The 17,878-nt window shown below is 70.1% G+C and carries 13 protein-coding genes; 2 read left to right on the top strand and 11 right to left on the bottom strand.

The window, feature by feature from the left end; all coding sequences use genetic code 11:
• Positions 1–48: 48 nt before the first annotated feature.
• The 4 genes from LPC08_RS03030 to LPC08_RS03015 are packed head-to-tail and all read right to left on the bottom strand — an operon-like array spanning position 49 to position 3,993.
• Entirely contained in the window at positions 49–951 is a 903-nt protein-coding gene (locus tag LPC08_RS03030) for an ABC transporter permease (RefSeq protein WP_230451267.1), read from the bottom strand.
• Positions 948–1,901, bottom strand: a complete 954-nt coding sequence (locus LPC08_RS03025; RefSeq protein ID WP_230451266.1) for an ABC transporter permease — start codon at positions 1,899–1,901, stop codon at positions 948–950. The genes LPC08_RS03030 and LPC08_RS03025 overlap by 4 nt, the downstream gene beginning before the upstream one ends.
• Before the next feature lie 12 nt (positions 1,902–1,913).
• Positions 1,914–2,930, bottom strand: coding sequence for an ABC transporter ATP-binding protein (locus tag LPC08_RS03020; RefSeq protein WP_230451265.1), 1,017 nt, complete (start codon positions 2,928–2,930; stop codon positions 1,914–1,916).
• Positions 2,931–2,940: 10 nt separating this feature from the next.
• Positions 2,941–3,993, bottom strand: coding sequence for an ABC transporter ATP-binding protein (locus LPC08_RS03015; RefSeq protein ID WP_230451263.1), 1,053 nt, complete (start codon positions 3,991–3,993; stop codon positions 2,941–2,943).
• 203 nt (positions 3,994–4,196) lie between these two features.
• Here LPC08_RS03015 and LPC08_RS03010 point away from each other — a divergent pair, with 203 nt between their 5' ends.
• Positions 4,197–5,753, top strand: a complete 1,557-nt coding sequence (locus LPC08_RS03010; RefSeq protein WP_230451262.1) for a sensor domain-containing phosphodiesterase — start codon at positions 4,197–4,199, stop codon at positions 5,751–5,753.
• Positions 5,754–6,323: 570 nt separating this feature from the next.
• Here the strand turns inward: LPC08_RS03010 and LPC08_RS03005 are convergent.
• Together LPC08_RS03005 and LPC08_RS03000 are read right to left on the bottom strand one after the other, a co-directional pair.
• Complete coding sequence (locus LPC08_RS03005; protein WP_230451260.1) at positions 6,324–7,940, bottom strand: ABC transporter substrate-binding protein; 1,617 nt, start codon at positions 7,938–7,940, stop codon at positions 6,324–6,326.
• 97 nt (positions 7,941–8,037) lie between these two features.
• Positions 8,038–9,189 carry a zinc-binding metallopeptidase family protein gene (locus tag LPC08_RS03000; protein ID WP_230451259.1) on the bottom strand — a complete coding sequence of 384 codons (1,152 nt, stop codon included), beginning with the start codon at positions 9,187–9,189 and terminating at the stop codon, positions 8,038–8,040.
• A 180-nt stretch (positions 9,190–9,369) separates the two neighbouring features.
• On the opposite strand from LPC08_RS03000, the gene LPC08_RS02995 reads away from it, so the two are divergent.
• On the top strand, positions 9,370–10,215 hold the full coding sequence (locus tag LPC08_RS02995) for a transglutaminase-like domain-containing protein (protein ID WP_230451257.1): 846 nt from the start codon (positions 9,370–9,372) through the stop codon (positions 10,213–10,215).
• 63 nt (positions 10,216–10,278) lie between these two features.
• On the opposite strand, the gene LPC08_RS02990 is transcribed toward LPC08_RS02995, so the two are convergent.
• From LPC08_RS02990 to LPC08_RS02970, 5 genes are all read right to left on the bottom strand, one after another.
• Positions 10,279–11,550, bottom strand: a complete 1,272-nt coding sequence (locus LPC08_RS02990; RefSeq protein WP_230451256.1) for a glycosyl hydrolase family 28-related protein — start codon at positions 11,548–11,550, stop codon at positions 10,279–10,281.
• A 79-nt stretch (positions 11,551–11,629) separates the two neighbouring features.
• The gene (locus LPC08_RS02985) at positions 11,630–13,456 is read right to left on the bottom strand and encodes a DUF4214 domain-containing protein (protein WP_230451255.1); all 1,827 of its coding nucleotides are present in this window, start codon (positions 13,454–13,456) and stop codon (positions 11,630–11,632) included.
• Between the two features lie 93 nt (positions 13,457–13,549).
• On the bottom strand, positions 13,550–15,808 hold the full coding sequence (locus LPC08_RS02980; RefSeq protein ID WP_255702297.1) for a glycosyltransferase family 4 protein: 2,259 nt from the start codon (positions 15,806–15,808) through the stop codon (positions 13,550–13,552).
• Between the two features lie 137 nt (positions 15,809–15,945).
• The gene (locus tag LPC08_RS02975) at positions 15,946–16,902 is read right to left on the bottom strand and encodes an acetyl-CoA carboxylase carboxyltransferase subunit alpha (RefSeq protein WP_230451253.1); all 957 of its coding nucleotides are present in this window, start codon (positions 16,900–16,902) and stop codon (positions 15,946–15,948) included.
• Between the two features lie 72 nt (positions 16,903–16,974).
• On the bottom strand, positions 16,975–17,814 hold the full coding sequence (locus LPC08_RS02970; protein ID WP_230451251.1) for a phosphatase PAP2 family protein: 840 nt from the start codon (positions 17,812–17,814) through the stop codon (positions 16,975–16,977).
• Between the last annotated feature and the right edge of the window lie 64 nt (positions 17,815–17,878).

The following is a 17,878-nucleotide window of genomic DNA, read 5'->3' as shown; positions in this document are numbered from 1 at the left end:
GAACGCCCCTTGGGGGCGTGGGGAGAGACCGCGACTCTCCCCCTTCGCCTATCCCCGCACGTCCATCGCCGTCCGCAACCCGTCGCTGACCATGTTGAAGCACACGCTGGTCACGAAGATGCACAGCCCCGGCAGCATGGCGATCAGTGGCTGGGTGTAGATCGCGGTGCGCAGCGTGTTCAGCATCAGCCCCCATTCCGCTTCGGGCGGGCGGGTGCCCAGGCCGAGGAAGGAGAGGCCCGAGGCCAGGATCATGGAGACGCTGATCAGCGAGGTGGCGTAGACGAAGATCGGCCCCAGCACGTTGGGCAGCACATGCGCCCGAACGATGGTCAGCGCCCCCGCCCCGCTGGCGCGCGCGGATTCCACGTAGTCGAGGTTGCGGACGGAGGTGGTGGTGCTCTCCGCCACGCGGATGATCTGCGGGATGAAGACCAGCACCAGCGAGAGCATGGCGTTGGAGATGCCCGGCCCCAGCGCGCCGGAGATGGCGACGGCCAGCAGCACGGAGGGGAAGGCATAGAACACGTCCGTGGTGCGCATGATCGCCATGTTCACCCAGCCGCCGGCGAATCCCGCGACGATGCCCAGCGTGCCGCCGATGACGAAGGCGATCAGCACGGGGGTGATGCCCAGGAACCAGGAGAGCCGCCCGCCATAGAGCAGCCGCGTCAGCATGTCGCGCCCCAGCTCGTCCGTGCCGAGGGGGTAGCGCCCGTCCTGGAACCAGACCGGCCGGAGCCTGCGGATCATGCTGGTCTGGTAGGGGTCGTGCGGCGCCAGCAGCGGCGCGAAGATGATGGCCAGCGCCATCAGGATCAGCACCGCGCCGAAGAACAGCGTCACCGGGTCGCGCGACAGGCGGCGCCAGACCCCGGCCCAGTAGCCGCGGGAGCGCGTGGAGGCCGCGGGCGGGACGACGACGGAGGGCGTGGTCGCGGTCGCGCTCATGTCCGGCGGATCCTGGGGTCGAGGGCGGTCTGCAGCAGGTCCACCGCGAGGTTGAGGATCACGAAGAAGATCGCCAGCGTCAGGATCGTGCCCTGGAGCACGGGGATGTCGCGCTGGAAGATGGCGCTGTTCAGCAGGAAGCCGGTGCCGGGCCAGGAGAACACCGTCTCCACCAGGATCGAGCCGCCCATCAGGTAGCCGAGCTGGAGCCCCATCACCGCCAGCACCGCCGGCGCCGCGTTCTTCACGACATGCAGCGCGATGCCCCCCCGGCGCAGCCCCTTGCCGCGGAGCGTGGTGACGAAGTCCTGGTTCAGCAGCTCCATCACCACGCCGCGCACGGTGCGGGTGATGATGCCCATCGGGATCACGGAGAGCGTCAGCGCCGGCAGGATCAGGAACTGCACATGCGCCCAGTCCCAGCGCCATTCGCCCGATCCGCCCGGCCCCGCGCCCATGGCCGGCAGCCAGTTCAGGGTGACGCTGAAGAACACCACCAGCACCATGCCCAGCCAGTAGTGCGGGATGGAGACGCCCGCCGCCGCCAGCCCGACCGCCAGCTTGTCCAGCCAGGTGCCGCGGAAGATGGCGGCGACGGTGCCCAGCAGCGTGCCCATCACGAAGCCCATGCCGGCGGCGACGAGGGCCAGCATCAGCGTGTTGCCGACCGCCGCGCGCAGGTCGGCCGTCACCGGCCGCCCGGTGGCGAGCGACCGGCCCAGGTCACCCTGGACGACGCGCAGCAGCCAGATGCCGAACTGCACCGGCAGCGGCTTGTCCAGGCCGTATTCCTTGCGGATCTGCTCCACCACCTCGGCCGGGGCGTCGGCGGGGACGATGGCGTTCACCGGGTCCCCGGGCGCGATCTGCACCAGCATGAAGCAGACCAGGCCCACGGCCAGCGCGATGGGGATGGCGTAGAGGACGCGGCGGACAAGGTAGAGGAACATGCTTCCCTCGGGTCAGGCGGCGTCGGGCACGCGGATGCAGCGCGCCTGGTGGCCGGGGGTGGGGCCGCGCAGCGCGGGCACGGCGGGCAGGCACGCCTCCTCGACGAAGGCGCAGCGGGGGGCGAAGGCGCAGCCCTGCGGCAGGCGCTCCAGGTTGGGCGGCGCGCCGGGGATGGTGGTCAGCCGCTCGCCGCGCATCCCGGCATGCACGGTCGCGCCCAGCAGGCCCCGGGCATAGGGGTGCAGCGGGTCGCGCATCAGCGCGCGCACGCTGCCGTATTCCACGATCTTCCCCGCATACATGACGGCGACGTGGTCGGCGACCTCGCCGGCCACGCCCAGGTCGTGGGTGACGAAGATCACCCCCATCCCCAGCTCCTCCTGCAAGCGGCGCAGCAGCAGCAGGATCTGGATCTGCACCGTGGCGTCCAGCGCCGTGGTCGGCTCGTCGGCCAGCAGCAGCTTGGGGCGGCAGGAGAGGGCGATCGCGATCATCGCGCGCTGGCGCAGCCCGCCGGACAGCTCGTGCGGATAGGCCTCCAGGCGCCGCTTCGCGGAGGGCACCTGCACCAGCTCCAGCATCTCCAGCGCGCGCCTGTCCGCCTCGGCGCGGCCGACGCCCTCGTGGCGCATCACCGTCTCGGCGATCTGGCGGCCGATGGTGAAGACCGGGTCCAGCGCCGTCATCGGCTCCTGGAAGATCATCGAGACCAGCCCGCCGCGCAGATCGGCCAGTTTGCGTTCGGGCATGGCGAGGATGTCGTGCCCGCCCACCCGCAGCGTGCCCTTCAGCCTCGTCCGCCGCGGCGGGTTCAGCCCCATCAGCGCGCGCAGCGTCACCGACTTGCCCGAACCGCTCTCGCCCAGGATGCACAGCGACTGGCGCTCCGCCAGGTCGAAGGACACGCCGTTCACCGCGTGCACGGTGGCGTCGCGGGTGACGAAGCGGACCTCCAGGTCGCGCACATGCACCAGCGGCTCCGCGGCGGGGGCGGCGCGGACCGGGGCTTCCAGGACGGCAGCGGACATCAGGCGCTCCTCACGCCGCCAGCCGCGGCGCGCGGCTGTGGCCGCTGCCGGGCACCACCATCAGGCAGGCCGCCTGCTGCCCCGCCGGGGCGGGCGCCAGTGCCGGCAGCACGGTCGCGCAGACCGGCTCGGCGAAGGCGCAGCGGGGGTGGAAGCGGCAGCCGGCGGGCGGGTTGATCGGGTTGGGCGGGTCGCCGGTCAGCGGCGGCTCGGTGCGGCGCAGGTCCGGATCCATCGAGGGGCGGGAGGCGAGCAGGGCGGCGGTGTAGGGGTGCGCGGCCTCCGCGTAGATCGCCTCCGCCGGCCCGATCTCGACGATGCGGCCCAGGTACATGACCAGCACCCGGTCGGACATGTACTGCACCACGTTCAGGTCGTGGCTGATGAAGACGTAGGTCAGCGCGAACTGCGCCTTGAGGTCCTGGAGCAGGTTCAGCACCTGTGCTTCCACGGACTTGTCCAGCGCCGAGACGGGCTCGTCCAGGATCACCAGCCGGGGGCGCAGGGCGAGCGCGCGGGCGATGTTGATGCGCTGCCGCTGGCCGCCCGACAGCTCGTGCGGGTAGCGGCGGGCGAACTGGTCGGGGTTCAGCCCCACCGCCGCCAGCAGGTCGCGCGCCCGGGCGCGGGAGTCGCGGCGGGCCAGGCCATGCACCTCGGGCGCGAAGGCGATGGATTCCTCGATGGTCAGGCGCGGGTTCAGCGAGGCGTAGCTGTCCTGGAAGACCATCTGCACCTGGCGGCGGTACTCCTTCATGGTCAGCCCGCCGGGGCCCACGATCTGGCCGTCGAAGATCACCTCGCCGGCTGAGGGCGCCATCAGCGCCATGATAAGCCGCGAGGTGGTGGACTTGCCGCAGCCGGATTCGCCCACGATGCCGAGCGTCTCGCCCTTGCGGACCTCGAAGGTCATGTCGTCCACCGCCCGCACCACCCCTGCCTTGCGGCCGAAGAAGCCGGATTTCAGGGGGAAGTGCTTGGTCAGCCCGCGCACCGTCAGCAGCGGCTGGGCGGGGCCGCCCAGGTCGGGCAGAGGGGCGAGCAGGGTAGAGGCGTCCGACATCAGGCTCCGCGCGGCAAGGGGCTACCGGGCGGCAAGCAAGCTTCAGGCCATGCGGCCCGGCTGAGGGATTCCCGGCCGCCCCTCGCCGGCAACCCAAGATTCACTTTGCGGCCGGCAGAATGGTCGCAAGCCGGATCGGCCGCCGCGGCGGCGCCTCCCGCCCGGCCGAGGTGCCGAGGGAACAGCATGAGGCTGACGCCAGCATGACCGTGCCGCTGAGCCAGAGCGAACGATACGTGGCCTTCGCCCTCGCGAGCGCGGAGCTTCTGATCGAGACGAGCGTCGACGGGACCGTTACCTACGCCGCCGGCGCCTTCGAGCGGTATTTCGGCGTCCCGGCGGCGAGCCACCTGCACCGCCCGCTCTTCGACATCGTGGCGCCGGCCGACCACGGCCCGCTGGAGGCGAAGCTGTTCCTCCTGGCCGGGGGCGGACGGCTGGCCCCGACGCCGATCCGCCTGGCCACGGCGCAGCAGCCGCCGATGCTGCTCTCCGGCGTGCCGGTCACCGGCCCGGACGGGGCGATGCACCTCTGCCTCCACATCGCCCGCCTGCCGGATGCGGAGCCCGCCCCGCACCTCGTCGCCAGTCGCACCGCCTTCGCCGGGCTGGTCACCGCCCGCATGGCCAAGAGCCGCAACGGCGTGGCCACGCTCGGCCTGCTCGAGATGACGGGACCGCAAGGGCCGCTCTCGCCGCACCGGGAGGTGATGGAGGAGCTGAGCCAGGTCCTGTCGCGCAAGACCGGGGCGGTCCGGTTCGGCGAACTGGCCCAGGGCCGCTACGGCGTCATCCCGGAGGACCCCGAGACCGACCTGGCGACGATGGCCGGCCAGATCGAGAGCCTGCTGTCGCAGCAGGGCGTCCTCGCCCGCGTCGGCGCGACCGCCCTGCCGGTCAGCCAGGCGGGCCTGACCCCGGTCCAGACCACCCGCGCCCTGCGCCACGCGCTGCTCGCCTTCGCCCAGGGGGGTGCGGGGCACCTGTCCGGCGCCGGCTTCGACGACGGGCTGCGCGGCTTCGTGGCCGCAGCCACCGGCAAGGCGGAGGCGATGCGCCGGGCCTTCACGGCCGGACGCTTCCGCATGGCCTACCAGCCGATCGTCGGGCTGGCGGACCGGCGGACGCATCACTACGAGGCGCTGATCCGCCCCGTGCCCACCCCCGACCTGCCGATCAGCGCGCCGCAGGAGATGGTCACCTTCGCCGAGGCGGTGGGGCTGTCGGAGGAGATGGACGCGGCGGTGCTGAACACCACCATCCGCGCCCTGCGGCGGCGCCGCGACATCAGCATCGCGGCCAATCTCTCCGGCCTGTCGCTCCAGAGCCAGGGCTTCCGCGAGCATTTGATGGCCCTGCTGGACGCCGAGCCCTGGCTCTCCGGGCACCTGATCGTGGAGATCACGGAAACGGCGGAAATCGCGCAGATGGACGAGGCGGTCGCGACGGTGAAGGCCCTGCGCGAGCGCGGCGTGGCGGTGTGCCTGGACGATTTCGGCGCGGGCGCGTCCGCCTTCCACTACCTGCGCAGCTTCTCGGTGGACTGCGTGAAGCTCGACGGCATCTACGTCCACGGTGCCGTCCACAGCCCGCGCGACCGTGGCTTCATCCAGGCGATCCAGGGCTTGGCCAGCCGCCTGGGCGCGAGCGTCGTCGCCGAGCAGGTGGAGACAGAGGAGGAATGCGCCCTGATGCGCGAGATCGGCGTGGATCACGGCCAGGGCCGGCTGTTCGGCAGCCCCGCCGACCTGCCGCCCTGAGCGGCGCCGCGCCGGGCGCCCGGGCGGCCTTGGGCCGGGGAATGGGGTCGCGCCTCCCCTCCCCCGCCCGCGATCCGGCCGCCACACTCATACGGACGGCGGGATGCGTTGACGGCTGGCGGCTGGCGGCTGTGGCCCGGGGGCAAGGCTCTGCCTCGCCCCCGATACCCCCACTCCGCCAGGACCCTGCGGGCCCTGGACCCGATGGGCGCTGCCACGGGACAGCCGGATACGGGGTCACAGCGCCGAGGAGCATGGCTCCTCGGCGGGTACGGCCTCCATGCTCGCGGACGCCTTCTGAAGTTTTTCCAGAGTCCTGCCTGTCCGCGCTCCGTCAGGGTTCAGCCCGCAGGCTGACGGCAGCCACGAAGCACCAGACTCCCAGCGGGGACCGGGGCCCGCTTGTGGCCCCGGCAGGGGAGGGTCTGGGAGGGGACGGCGTCCCCTCCCGGTCCGACGCCGGAACATGACGGCACGACGGGTCAGGAGATTCTACCGGCCGTATCAGGCCCGTTGTTTGGGGCCCGGCCCCGACCCCTAGCGAAGCGGGCCCGGGACAGGCGGGTGCGGTCAGCCCACGGTGATCGGCGTCAGGTCCTGGAACCAGTTCCGCGCCTGGACGAAGCCCTTGACCTTGGGCGACAGGGCGCGGGCGTTCAGGTCGTGGCCGACGAACAGGAACAGGGCATCGTCCACGATCTTCTGATGCGCGGCGGCGATGATCTTGTCCTGGGCCGCGGGGTCGAAGGTCTCCTGGATCTGCTTGAAATAGCCGTCCATCTGCGGGTCGGCGTAGTAGCCCCAGTTGGTGCCCCGCGGCGCGACCAGCCCGGATTGCAGGTGGCGGATCAGCGCCGTGAAGGGGTCCTGGCTGAAATAGGAGTAGTTCAGCGCCGTCGCCCCGCGCACGGACGGGTCCTTGGCCCCGGCGCGCCAGGCGTTGATGACGGCGTTCCACTCCATCACCTCGAACTCGACCTGGATGCCGACCTCGCGCAGGTTCTCCTGGATCGCCTCGTTCATCGGCAGCGGCTGCATCATGCCGGAACCGGAGGAGGGGATGATGACCTTCGTCTTCACCGGATTGCGCGGGCCGAAGCCCGCCTCGGCCAGCAGCTTGCGGGCGCCGTCCGGGTCGTGCTTCGCGCGGAAGGTCGGGTTGCCGAACCAGGGGTTGTCGGGCGTCAGCAGCCCGATGCCCGGCAGCATCTGGCCGTCCAGCATCCCCGCGATGCCATCGCGGTCCAGGGCGAGGTTGGCCGCCTTGCGCACCCGGATGTCGCGCCAGGGCGAGCCCTCCAGCATGGACAGGTGCCAGACCCAGTTGTGCGGGTACTCGTTGGTGACGATGCGGAAGCCGGCCGATTTCAGGCTGGCGGTGACGTCAGGGGCGGGGGCCTCAATGAAGTCCACCTGCCCGGCGCGCAGGGCGGCGGCACGGGTATTGGCCTCCGGCAGCGGGATCAGGATCAGCTTCTCCAGCTTCGGCCGACGCTTCGGGTCCCAGTAGTCGGGGTTGGGCACCATCACGCCGCGCTCGCGCTGGACGAACTCCGTCATGCGGAAGGGGCCGGTGCCGGAGGGGGCGTTGAGGAAGGCGTCCCAGGACTTGCCGACCTTCTCCCACTGCGCGGGGGAGGACATGGTGATCCAGGCGATGCCGTAGGGCAGCAGCGCGTCCACCTCGCTGGTGCGGATCTCCAGCGTGCGGGCATCGAGGGCGGTCGCCTTGGCCACGGAGGGGATGCGGGACCGCCCCTGCGCCGCCTGTCGCGGGTCGAACTGCGGGGCGGCGCTGTCCAGCAGCTTCTCGAAGTTCCACTGCGCCGCATGGGCGTCGAAGGTGGAGCCGTCGTGGTACTTCACCCCCTCCCGGATGGTGAAGAGCCAGCGCTTCGGATCGGCCGGGTCCACCTTCCACTCGGTGGCCAGTCCCGGAACCAGCCGGGAGGGCGCGTCGGACCGGGACAGGTCCCACAGGATCAGGCTGTCGAAGACGGTATAGCCGATGAAGCGCTGCCCCTCGCCGCCCTGGTCCGCCTGCCCGTTGGGCACGGGCACGGCAGCCGCCGTCATGCCGATGCGCAGGGTCCCGCCGGGCGCCTGGGCCAGGGCCAGGTCCCAGGGCAGGGTCGAGGCGACCAGGGAGGCCCCCCCGGCGGCGAGGAGGGAGCGGCGGGTGGCCATGGGACATCTCCGAGCGGATAGCCGGTCCCGCCATGCAGGAGACGGGCCAACCGCCCCTCTCCCTGGCGCGGCGTCCCCCGGCCGATCGCCCGAAGCCTCAGGCCGGCGCGGGGATTTCCCCCTGCGGCTCCGCGTTCAGCGTCGCATCCGGGGCATCGGGCGGCGCGGTGTCCTCCGGCTCCGGGGCGGCCTTGTCCGACACGGCCGAGGAGCGGATGAGCTCATGGATGTAGCGGAGCTTGTCGATCACCACGGGCGACAGCACGAAGGGGTAGAGGTCCGGCTGGCCCATGCTGCGGTTCAGGCTGTTCACCGCGAAGGCCAGCGGCAGCCAAGCTTCGATGATCCGGTTGAAATCCTTCTCCTTATAGGGGTCGAAGGTGATGTCGGCGCTCATGTCGCCCGTCTTGTCGATGCGCGGGTTGATGGACAGGCCGAAGGCGGCCGCCGTCTCCAGCGTATCGATGATGTGCAGGTAGTGCGCCCAGGTCTCGGCGAAATCCTCCCAGGGATGGGCACTGGCGTAGTTGCTGACGAAGTTCATCTGCCAGTCCGCCGGAGCGCCCTGGGCGTAGTGGGTCTTCAGGGCCTCGGCATAATCCTGGCTGTCGTCGCCGAAGACCGCGCGGCATTCGTCGAGCCGCCCGGCATCCTGCACCAGCCTGTCCCAGAAGTAGTGCCCGACCTCGTGCCGGAAGTGGCCGAGCAGGGTGCGGTAGGGCTCGCCCAGTTCCTTGCGCAGCCGCTCGCGCTCCGCATCGTCCGCCTCCTTCAACCGGATGGTGATCAGCCCGTCATCGTGACCGGTCATCACCTTGCCGCCGTCGGCGGGATCGCTGAGGAAATCGAAGGCAAGGCCCGTCGGACTCTCCGCCCGGGTCTGCAACGGCAGGCAGAAGCGCAGCAGCGTGTAGAACAGCCGGTGCTTGGCGAATTCCAGCTTCTGCCAGTTCTCCAGGTTCTCGGTGACCGTGGTGTCCGGAATCGTGTGGTTGTGCCGGCAGGCGGCGCAATAGGCCTCGCCGGAATCGGCGGGGACGGTCCAGTTGCAGACCCCGTGCTCGACGTTGGTGCAGAACAGCCGCGGGCCGGATGGCTGCGCCAGGGGTTGCCAGGCGCCGTCCGCATCCTCCAGCGCCGAGAGGGTGGCGAGGTCAGGCAGGTAGCCCAGCCGGTGGCCGCAACTCTCGCACCGGGTGTTCTCGAAGTAGAGCGCCTGACCGCAGCTCTGGCACTTGAACAGTCGCATGGGGGGTGTGTCCGGTTGGGCGCAATGGGTGTCGGCGCAGCAACGCCGCAGGTGCCGGCAGTTTTCAGGGCCGCCGCGTGACCTTGCCGAAATCGTGCCGGGCAGGCATGCCGCGGCGCAGCGCAACCCTGCCGCCCCTGCCGCGATGCAACATCATCCGACAGCCGGAAAGATTCCGCCATGGCCTTCGTGATGGGGTGCACCCTCACCTACCGCGTCCAGCAGCCGACACCCTTCGTCTTCAACATCGAGGCGCAGCGCTTCGAGGGGCAGGTCGTCGAGCAGGAGACGCTGACGATCGAGCCCGACCTGCCGGTGGAACGCTGGACCATGCCGGAGAGCGGCAACCGCTACCTTCGCGTCCTGGCCCAGCCCGGGGAGCTCACCGTCCGCTACGAGGCCCAGGTCTCCCTGGCCCGCACCCTGGAGGAGCCGGCCAGCATCCAGGAGGTGCCGATGGCTGAGCTGCCCCTCGCCGTCCTGCCGCACACCTATCCCAGCCGCTACTGCCAGTCGGACAAGCTGGACCGCTTCGCCCGGCGGACCTTCGGGGGGCTGGAGCCCGGCTACCGGCGCGTCAACGGCATCTGCAACTGGATCTGCGACAACGTGGACTACATCCGCGGCTCCTCGGACGCGCTCACCTCCGCCTTCGACACGGTGACCCAGCGCGCCGGGGTGTGCCGCGACTTCGCGCATCTGGGCATCGCGCTCTGCCGCGCGCTGGGCATCCCCGCCCGCTATGTCAGCGCCTATGCCTTCCGGCTGGACCCGCTCGACTTCCACGCGGTGTTCGAGGCCTTCCTGCAGGGGCCGGAGGGGCCGGGCTGGTACCTCTTCGACCCCACCCGCATGTCCGCGCCGGATGGGCTGGTGCGGATCGGCATCGGGCGGGATGCGGCCGAGGTCGCCTTCGCCAGTCCCTTCGGCGAGGTGGAGTACGACCCGCCGAAGGTCTTCATTCGCAAGGAAGGCGAGATGGAGGACATCATCACCACGCAGGCGGTGCGGAGCGAGGCGGCCTGACCGGACGCTGAATCCACGACGATTCCCCGCCAGGTGCGGGGACGCTACACCTCCCATGCGGGCTCAGCGCCCACCGGGCAGGTCATTTTGCCAACCGGGTGCGACAACGTTGCTCACGGCCACCTGCGCGTCCGGCGCAGCCTGAAGGAGTATGCCTGGTCCTGGTGCCAGATCCGTGGCCACAAGGTTGGAGAGTGCAGCCCGGCCGCCGGACTGAATCTGGATCAGAGGGTTCCGGTAGGACCCCCGACTCTGCTTGTTGAAGGTCAGGCCGTTGGCGACGAGGCGGACGCGCCCACCGGTGCGCAGATGCACAAAGTCCCGGGCCGCCGTATTGAAGCTGCAGGTGGCAAGGTTGAAAGCGACCCCCGCCGACAGCTCGATGCCCGGCAAGGACAGGTCACGGCTGCTCAGGAAGTTGCAGCCTGTCACGTCGATCACGCCGCCCTTTCCCACGATCCACTGCGCCCGTTCCAGCCCCGTGGTGAAGGTGCAGGATTGCACGCGCAAGCTGGCATACTCGGACACTAGGCCGCCCTGTGTGTCGAAGGTCACGCCGATCAGGGTGCCGAACGGGCTGCCCGCAGGGCTGCGCCTGAAGACCACCGCCCGCTGCAAGCCGAAAAGGATGCTGTTGTCCAGGTGGAAGTCGTCGCAACGACCGCACAGGATGCCGTAGGCTTGGCCGTCGCGGTAGATTTCCCCCTGCTTCGGCGTCAGCCCGAAGGGCCAAGCGTGGAGGCGACTGATCCTGACGCTGTCCAGCGACCCGTCGATCCAGATGGCCGTGTCCAGGGCGCTGATTTCCAGTTCGTTGATTGCCGCACCGCCAGAATTGCCGCGCATGTCGATACCAACGATGGCGCGCTGGATCAGTAGCCGGTCGACGCGGAAGCGCGGCGCGCCGACCGCCCGGATGGCCGGCGGGTAGGGAATGAGGTTCGAGCGGTCGTTGCCCTCCGGCTGGGCAAAGGCGATCCCGAAGTCCCGCAACTGCGCCCCTGGCTCGCCACTCGCCATGCTGAACACCGCCGCGCTCGAACGATCGAACTCAGGTCGGACGAGGATGGAGGAGACCCGGGCGCCAGCCCCAGCGAGGATCTGGCCCCGTGCGAGTTCGAGGCCGCGCGACACACGAAACCGGCCGGGCGGCAGGTTCACCGGTTGGCCCGTAGCCAGCGCCCGCCGTAGGGGGGCCGTATCGTCAGCCATACCATCGCCCACGAGTCCCTGCGGCACGATCCCGCCAACGGCGGGCGTCACCTGTGCCTGTAAGGTCCCGGGAAGGATGATGGGGCTGGTCAGCAGTGCGAGAAGGGACCGACGCTGCAGCATGGCTCAACTCCTCTCGCGCCCTCCGGCTCGCCCCGGGGCCCGCGAGCCAGCACGGCGCAAGCGGGCCTATGTCCTGACCCTATCTCGGGTCGAACTGGTGGCCCAGGAAGGTGTTCAGCACCCGTGCCTGGGAAAGCCCAGCCTTCAACGTGAGCAGGAAGAGCGTCTCGGCCCGCTCCGCAATGTCGAAGACCTCCAGCACCGGGGCATAGTGCGGGCGCACCTCGCCCATGTCATGCATCAGGACGCGCGGAGCGGAGACGGGATCGGGACAGGCAAGGGCCACGGACAGGCAGCATGCCACGCGAAAGCGCCCGTCCACAAAGACGAGATCGGGCTTGGTCGCGGCCGCCCAGCCTGCTTGCGTGTAGGCAGGCCAGCGCGCCCTGTCCTGCTCGCCGGCGGGCATGCCCCAGGGGCCGACGGGCCCGATGTCACCATGCAGCAGCCTCACCCGTCCGGCCGAGATGGCATGCGCCACCTCGGGATGGCTGGCCACGCCGGACACCCAGCGTGGGTCGGAATCCACGGCGACGATGCTGCCAAACCCGGCACGTACCGCTGCCAGGGTCGAGCCGCCCATGCCGAATTCGAGGTAGCGACCCGCTCCCGCGGAGAAAACCCGCTTGAGCAGGGACAGCTCGGCCGGGCTCATGCGCGGCGTCTCGAGGATCGCGGGGTTCAGCGGGACCGAGGCGGCAGTTTGTGGTTGTGACTGCGGCTGGGCGATCTGAGATGCCCCGCCAGCCGGCCGCCGTTGCTGGAACTCGCGGCTCCGTGACAGGGCATCGATGATCTCGGCTGCCGTCTTTGTGCCTGTCCGCAGCGCACTCTCATAGGCCCTGAGGCCGGTTGGGTCGGGGGCGCGCTTCAACAATCCAGCATAGGCCGCGTGGAGAAAGTCCGCGCGGGACAAGGGGAAATCCTGCGGGGAACGAACTGGGGTCGCAGGCTCGGGAACCTTGGCATTCTGCGACAGGCTGACAAAGGCAGCGCGGTGCGCCCGGCGGGCCTTGTCCGCGATCTCCGAGAGCCGCGCCGCGGAGGGAAAGTCGAATCCGTCGGGCGGGTCCGGATAGACGGCCGTCGTGCCGAAGCCAGCCCTTTCATAGATTGCCTGGGTGAAGTGGGTCCCTTCCTTACCGATGTAGTGGCCATACACCGGGAAGCACATCACTCGGACAGTACCCAAGACGTTATTTGCGATCTCTTTCGCGGCGTCCTGAGAAGTGGCGGGGTGCGGGAAGCCCAGTTCCTCGAAATACCGGCGGATTTCCTGGGAGGGCCGCTTGCCGTACTCGACCCCGGCCACGAGCTTCAGGTAGCCCAGGACGATCTCGCGCTGCCGCAACCATTGCCGTCGCGTCAGCGCGAAGCCCCAGTGGTGATGCATCTGCACCACCTCGCGTCTTCGGCGCGACTGCTCCGCCAGGTCGGCCTTGTGGTATCCGTAGGCTGCCACGTACCCGACGCGCTCTTCGTTCAGGGCGTAGTCGGCCATCATGTCCAGCGCTGTCAGATAGTGCGGCGACAGCACCATGTCGTCTTCAAAGAAGTAGGCCACCTCAGCCCCGAGCGTCTCGAAGACATGCCTCTCTGCTCGGTCGAAATTCAGGGCAATGCCAAGGTTGTGCGGCGCCAAGTGCACGTGCCCTCCTGGCAAGGCAGCGCGGAAGACTGTCACACACTCCGGCTCGGGCCCGGGCTCGACCAACCCATCCCCCTGGGCGAAGCGGCTCCTTTGTCCATCCTGGAAGAGGTGGACCCGCCCCTCCTCCACTGGCCCGCTCTGCTCCTTCAGGCTCCTCAGGACCTGGGCAAGCATGTCAGGCCGGTTGAAGGAAAGGATGACGATGGGGGGGGCGGCACGATTGTTTTGCGCCATGACAGCGGCTTCCTCGTTCATTCTTCCGGCCGGCACCCCGGATGTTAACGGCAAGGGTGGACTCGCACGAGTCCGGCCCGCGGCAGGAGCCGACCCGGCGCGGCGGCAGGTCGGCTACGCCGCGGCTTGGTCCAGCAGCAGAATCTCCATGATCTCCTGGCGACTCACCGCATCCGCCGCCGGTGCCCAGGCCAGCCCCACCAGCCCGACGGCGAAGCGCCGGTGATCAGGGCCTGCGGACGTCGCTGAACGGTCGAGCGTCAGATGAAGCGCGACCCGCCCCTCCGCCCCCACCTTTGCCCGCAGTCGCACCATCGTTCGGGTGTTGGCCCAGACCGGGAACTGGCGCACCTCCTGCTCCTTGCCGGATGCAGTCTTGCGACGACGTGTCGTTGTCGAGTCGATGGTTAGGATATGACCGCTGGCCTGCGGGGCGCCGATCACCTGAACGTAAATGACAGCCTCCTCGCCCTCCGGCACATCCGCTCGGAAGGCGAGGCGCCCTTCCTCCCCCCGCATCCAGACACCGAAGTCCTCGCAATCGTACCAGCCGCCGGCCAGGATGGCCCGGGTGGGGCAGGTCAGGTAGCCATCGGGCAGGCCGTGCCCCAGCCGCGGGCTGAGGTCGCCCGGCAAGAAGACGACTCCCGTGGGGAAGGTGGGCAGGGCCTGCGCAGCGGAGGCCGGGATGTTCTGCGCCAAGCGTGCGACGGCGGCCAGCAGGTCCCGCGTGACATCCTCCCAGCCGCGCGGCTGGAAGCGCTCGGCGATGTCCTGGCGCCGCCGCTCGCGATAGCCTGGCTCAAACAGCATCCGCCGGAGGGTGACCAAGCCTTCCCGCAGGTTCAGCGGATCGATGTAGTCCACCAGGTCGCCGCCGACCTCGGGAATGGAGGAGGTGGAGGAGGCGACGCAGGGCGCGCCGTAGGCCAGGCTTTCGCCTACCGGCAGCCCCCATCCCTCGACAAAGGAGGGGAACGCGGTGAACAGGCAGTTGCGGTAGAGTGTTCCCAGTTCATCGTCGGTCAGATCGTGCAGGATGTGCAGCCTTCCATCCAGGTGGCCCGTGTCGCGCAGTTGCGCCATCAGGTCGTCCACTCGCCAGCCTGGGCGTCCGACGAAGACGAGGTCCGGCACCTGTTCGCCTGCCGCCAGCATCTCCCGCCAAGCGCGAAACAGGTAGGCGTGGTTCTTGCGGGCCTCGATGGTGGAAACGGTGAGGACGTAGGGCACGTTCTTCAGCGCCGCGATGCCCGGCGTCCAGCGGTCCAGCGCCGCATCGGCCCGTCCCCGCCGCCGCGCCTTCACCGGCTTCAAAACATGAGCGAGCGTGACCGCCTCGACCGGGATATGCGAGAGCCCCGCCCTGCCCAACAGCGAGCGCACCTCGACCGCCACGTGCTCGCTGATGGTCAGGATGAAGTCGAAGGCCAGCAACGCGTCGCCCAACGCCATGCCGAAGTGAAAGGCCAGTGCCCAGTCGCAGAACTCCGGATGGGTGATGGGGATCAGGTCGTAGATGTAGACGCCGACCCGCAGCCCCTCGCCCTTCAGCCGGCGGCCGTTCTCGATCACCTGCCGCAGGCCCCAGAAGGCGCCCAGGATCAGGAATGTCTGCCCGGCCTTGGGCGTGAGGGGCACGGCCAGAGACTCAAGCGTCTCGATCAGCGTGCGCAGGCGCGCGTGTTCCACCACCGGCCCGGTCGCATAGCGGATCATGCGTGTCAGAGCATCGGAAGGCAGCGCCAGAAGCCCAGGGCCCATGCTCAGGTTGGTGCTGACGACGAAGCGATGCCGCCCTACCTGCGCCACCGGCAGCGCCAGCACCTGCTCAATGACGTTCGCCTGCACCCGCTGGATGCCGGACAGGGTCTGGTGCGCCTTCAGGTATCCCAGAAGGTCCGTGACGTCGTAGAGGGTAATGGACGCTGCTGCATCTCCGCCCCAGGCCTCCATCAGATCCTCGGCCAAGTCGGCCTCGCCAAGCGCCACCAGCTCCCGGTATGCCTCCGGCGATGCCTGCAACTCCAACGCGATGCGCAAGGCCTCCACCGCCTCGGCGTCCTGACCTGCCAGCCTCAGTGTGCGGCCCAGCTGGAGATGGCCGTCCATGTCGTCAGGTCGCAGTTCGGTGGCGCGGCCATAGGCGGCTTGGGCCTCCGGGAACAACCCTTGCTCCTTTAGCGCGTGGCCGAGCTGAATCCAGATGGGTGCATCATCCGGTTGCGTCCTCAGATGAGCGCCGTAGGCCTCAGCGGCTGCCCGCCAGTCCTTTCGGTCCCGTGCCTCGTCCCCCGCGGCACGGAAGCCGTGCTGGTCTGGCGCATCAGGCGAGGCGCCGGGGGGCAGGAGGCGAAATCCACGTTCCAGCACGGCAATCCCCCAGTTGTAGACAGGCCGCGATTCTTACCCGGAAGAGTTGAGCCCATCCGCAGATTCAAGGAAAGCTTGTCGAAACGAGAGTAGCAAGACATGTGCCTGCCCCGGGGCGCCACTGCGGGCGCGACCACTCACACCACCCCGTGACGCCCCATCTCCAGGAACTTCTCCCGCCGCCGCGCCCGCAGCGTCGCCCCGTCCAGCGCCAGCAGCGGCTGCAGCGCCTGCCAGACCTGCTCGCCCACGGCGGCCACCGTCGCCTCCGGGTCGCGGTGCGCCCCCCCCAGCGGCTCGTCCACCACGGCGTCCACCAGGCTGAGCCGGCGCAGATCCTCGGCGGTCAGGCGGAAGGCTTCGGCCGCCTGGGGTGCCTGGGCGGCATCGCGCCAGAGGATCGAAGCCCCGCCCTCGGGCGAGATCACGCTGTAGATGGAGTGCTCCAGCATCAGCACGCGGTCGGCCGCCGCCAGCGCGATGGCGCCCCCGGAGCCGCCCTCGCCGATGATGGTGGCGATGAAGGGGACCGGCGCCTCCAGCCCCGCCTCGATGGAGCGGGCGATGGCCTCCGCCTGGCCGCGCGCCTCCGCCTCCACGCCCGGGAAGGCACCGGCGGTGTCGACAAAGGAGAGGATGGGCAGGCCGAAGCGCCCGGCCAGCTCCATCAGCCGCCGCGCCTTGCGGTAGCCCTCGGGCTTGGCCATGCCGAAATTGTGCTTCACCCGGCTGTCCGTGTCGGTGCCCTTCTCCGTCCCCAGCACCACCACGCCATGCCCGCGGAAGCGCCCCAGCCCGCCCACGATCGCCGCGTCGTCGGCGAAGGCGCGGTCCCCGGCCAGCGGGGTGAACTCCTCGATCAGCCCGGCGATATAGGCCAGCGCCTTGGGCCGCTCCGGATGGCGGGCCACCTGGGTCTTCTGCCAGGGGGTCAGCTTGGCATAGGTGGAGGCGAGCAGCTTCTCCGCTTTGTCGCGCAGCCGCCCCACCTCCTCGGCCACGTCGATGCCGCCCGCATCGGTGGTGCGGCGCAGCTCCTCGATCTGGCCCTCCAGCTCGGCGATCGGCTTCTCGAAATCCAGGAAGTGGCGCATTGCGGGTCCGGTCAGGGGGGTCCGCCCCGGCAGGATGCCCAGAGGCATCCGGGAGCGATCGGATGGGGGCTGCTAGCCCAGCCGGCCCGATGAAGCCACCCCCTGCCCTGCCCCGGCGTCCCCGGATGGCGGCGCCGCCCCCCCGGCCCGGACCGCCTCGCCCGTGGCGGGGCCCGCCGCCCTTCGGGGGACCGGCCACCCCGCCCCCACCGCCGGCAGGAAGAAGCGCGCGGCCTGCCAGCACAGCAGCGCCCAGGCCGCGCCGACGCACCAGCCGGCCAGCACGTCGCTGGGCCAGTGGACCCCCAGGTAGATGCGGCTGGCGCCCACCAGCAGGGTCGTCGCCACCGCCAGGCAGAGGATATAGACCTTGAGCCGCCGTCGCCGCTGCACCCGCATCAGCAGCGCCCCAAGGGTGAGGTAGGTCACGGCGGAGAGCATGGCATGGCCGCTGGGGAAGCTCGCCGTGTAGACGGCGACCGCATGCGGCACGAGGTCGGGGCGCGGCCGCTCGAAGCCCGACTTCAGCAGGCTGCTCAGCAGCATGCCGCCCCCCACCGAGAGCAGCACCAGCCACGCCGCCGCCCGCTGGCGCGAGAGCAGCAGATACCCCGCCGCCGCCAGGGTGGCGCCGCCCAGGATCAGGTGACTGCCCAGCGCCGTCATGTCCCGCGCCGTCTCCTCGAACCAGCGCGGGCCCAGCGGCTCGGACGGGTCGGCGGGATCGCGCAGCGCCAGGAGGATCGCGCGGTCGAGCCGCAGCGTGTCCCCCTCCACCACCTCCCCCGCCAGCTCGACGAAGCCATAGAGCGCGACGGCCACGCCGAGGATGGCGAGCAGGCTCCGCCGCTCGCGGCGGATCACCTCGCCGCCCTGCCCGGCCAACCCCGCCAGCCGCCCGCGCAGCGTCATGCCGCCCTCCTTCCGCCGGGTCCCTTCCCGTCCCGGCCCCCGCCGCCGGCCAACGCCGCGGGCG

It is taken from the genome of Roseomonas sp. OT10 (assembly GCF_020991085.1).
Classification (GTDB): domain Bacteria; phylum Pseudomonadota; class Alphaproteobacteria; order Acetobacterales; family Acetobacteraceae; genus Roseomonas; species Roseomonas cutis.
This window is presented reverse-complemented; position numbering and strand designations above follow the sequence as displayed.

Excerpts from the sequence above, each read along its gene's own strand:
- LPC08_RS03015 (WP_230451263.1), bottom strand. The coding sequence starts at position 3,993 with ATGTCGGACGCCTCTACCCTGCTCGCCCCTCTGCCCGACCTGGGCGGC.
- LPC08_RS03010 (WP_230451262.1), top strand. The coding sequence starts at position 4,197 with ATGACCGTGCCGCTGAGCCAGAGCGAACGATACGTGGCCTTCGCCCTC.
- LPC08_RS03005 (WP_230451260.1), bottom strand. The coding sequence starts at position 7,940 with ATGGCCACCCGCCGCTCCCTCCTCGCCGCCGGGGGGGCCTCCCTGGTC.
- LPC08_RS02970 (WP_230451251.1), bottom strand. The coding sequence starts at position 17,814 with ATGACGCTGCGCGGGCGGCTGGCGGGGTTGGCCGGGCAGGGCGGCGAG.
- LPC08_RS03000 (WP_230451259.1), bottom strand. The coding sequence starts at position 9,189 with ATGCGACTGTTCAAGTGCCAGAGCTGCGGTCAGGCGCTCTACTTCGAG.
- LPC08_RS03020 (WP_230451265.1), bottom strand. The coding sequence starts at position 2,930 with ATGTCCGCTGCCGTCCTGGAAGCCCCGGTCCGCGCCGCCCCCGCCGCG.
- LPC08_RS03025 (WP_230451266.1), bottom strand. The coding sequence starts at position 1,901 with ATGTTCCTCTACCTTGTCCGCCGCGTCCTCTACGCCATCCCCATCGCG.
- LPC08_RS02995 (WP_230451257.1), top strand. The coding sequence starts at position 9,370 with ATGGCCTTCGTGATGGGGTGCACCCTCACCTACCGCGTCCAGCAGCCG.
- LPC08_RS02990 (WP_230451256.1), bottom strand. The coding sequence starts at position 11,550 with ATGCTGCAGCGTCGGTCCCTTCTCGCACTGCTGACCAGCCCCATCATC.
- LPC08_RS02985 (WP_230451255.1), bottom strand. The coding sequence starts at position 13,456 with ATGAACGAGGAAGCCGCTGTCATGGCGCAAAACAATCGTGCCGCCCCC.
- LPC08_RS03030 (WP_230451267.1), bottom strand. The coding sequence starts at position 951 with ATGAGCGCGACCGCGACCACGCCCTCCGTCGTCGTCCCGCCCGCGGCC.
- LPC08_RS02975 (WP_230451253.1), bottom strand. The coding sequence starts at position 16,902 with ATGCGCCACTTCCTGGATTTCGAGAAGCCGATCGCCGAGCTGGAGGGC.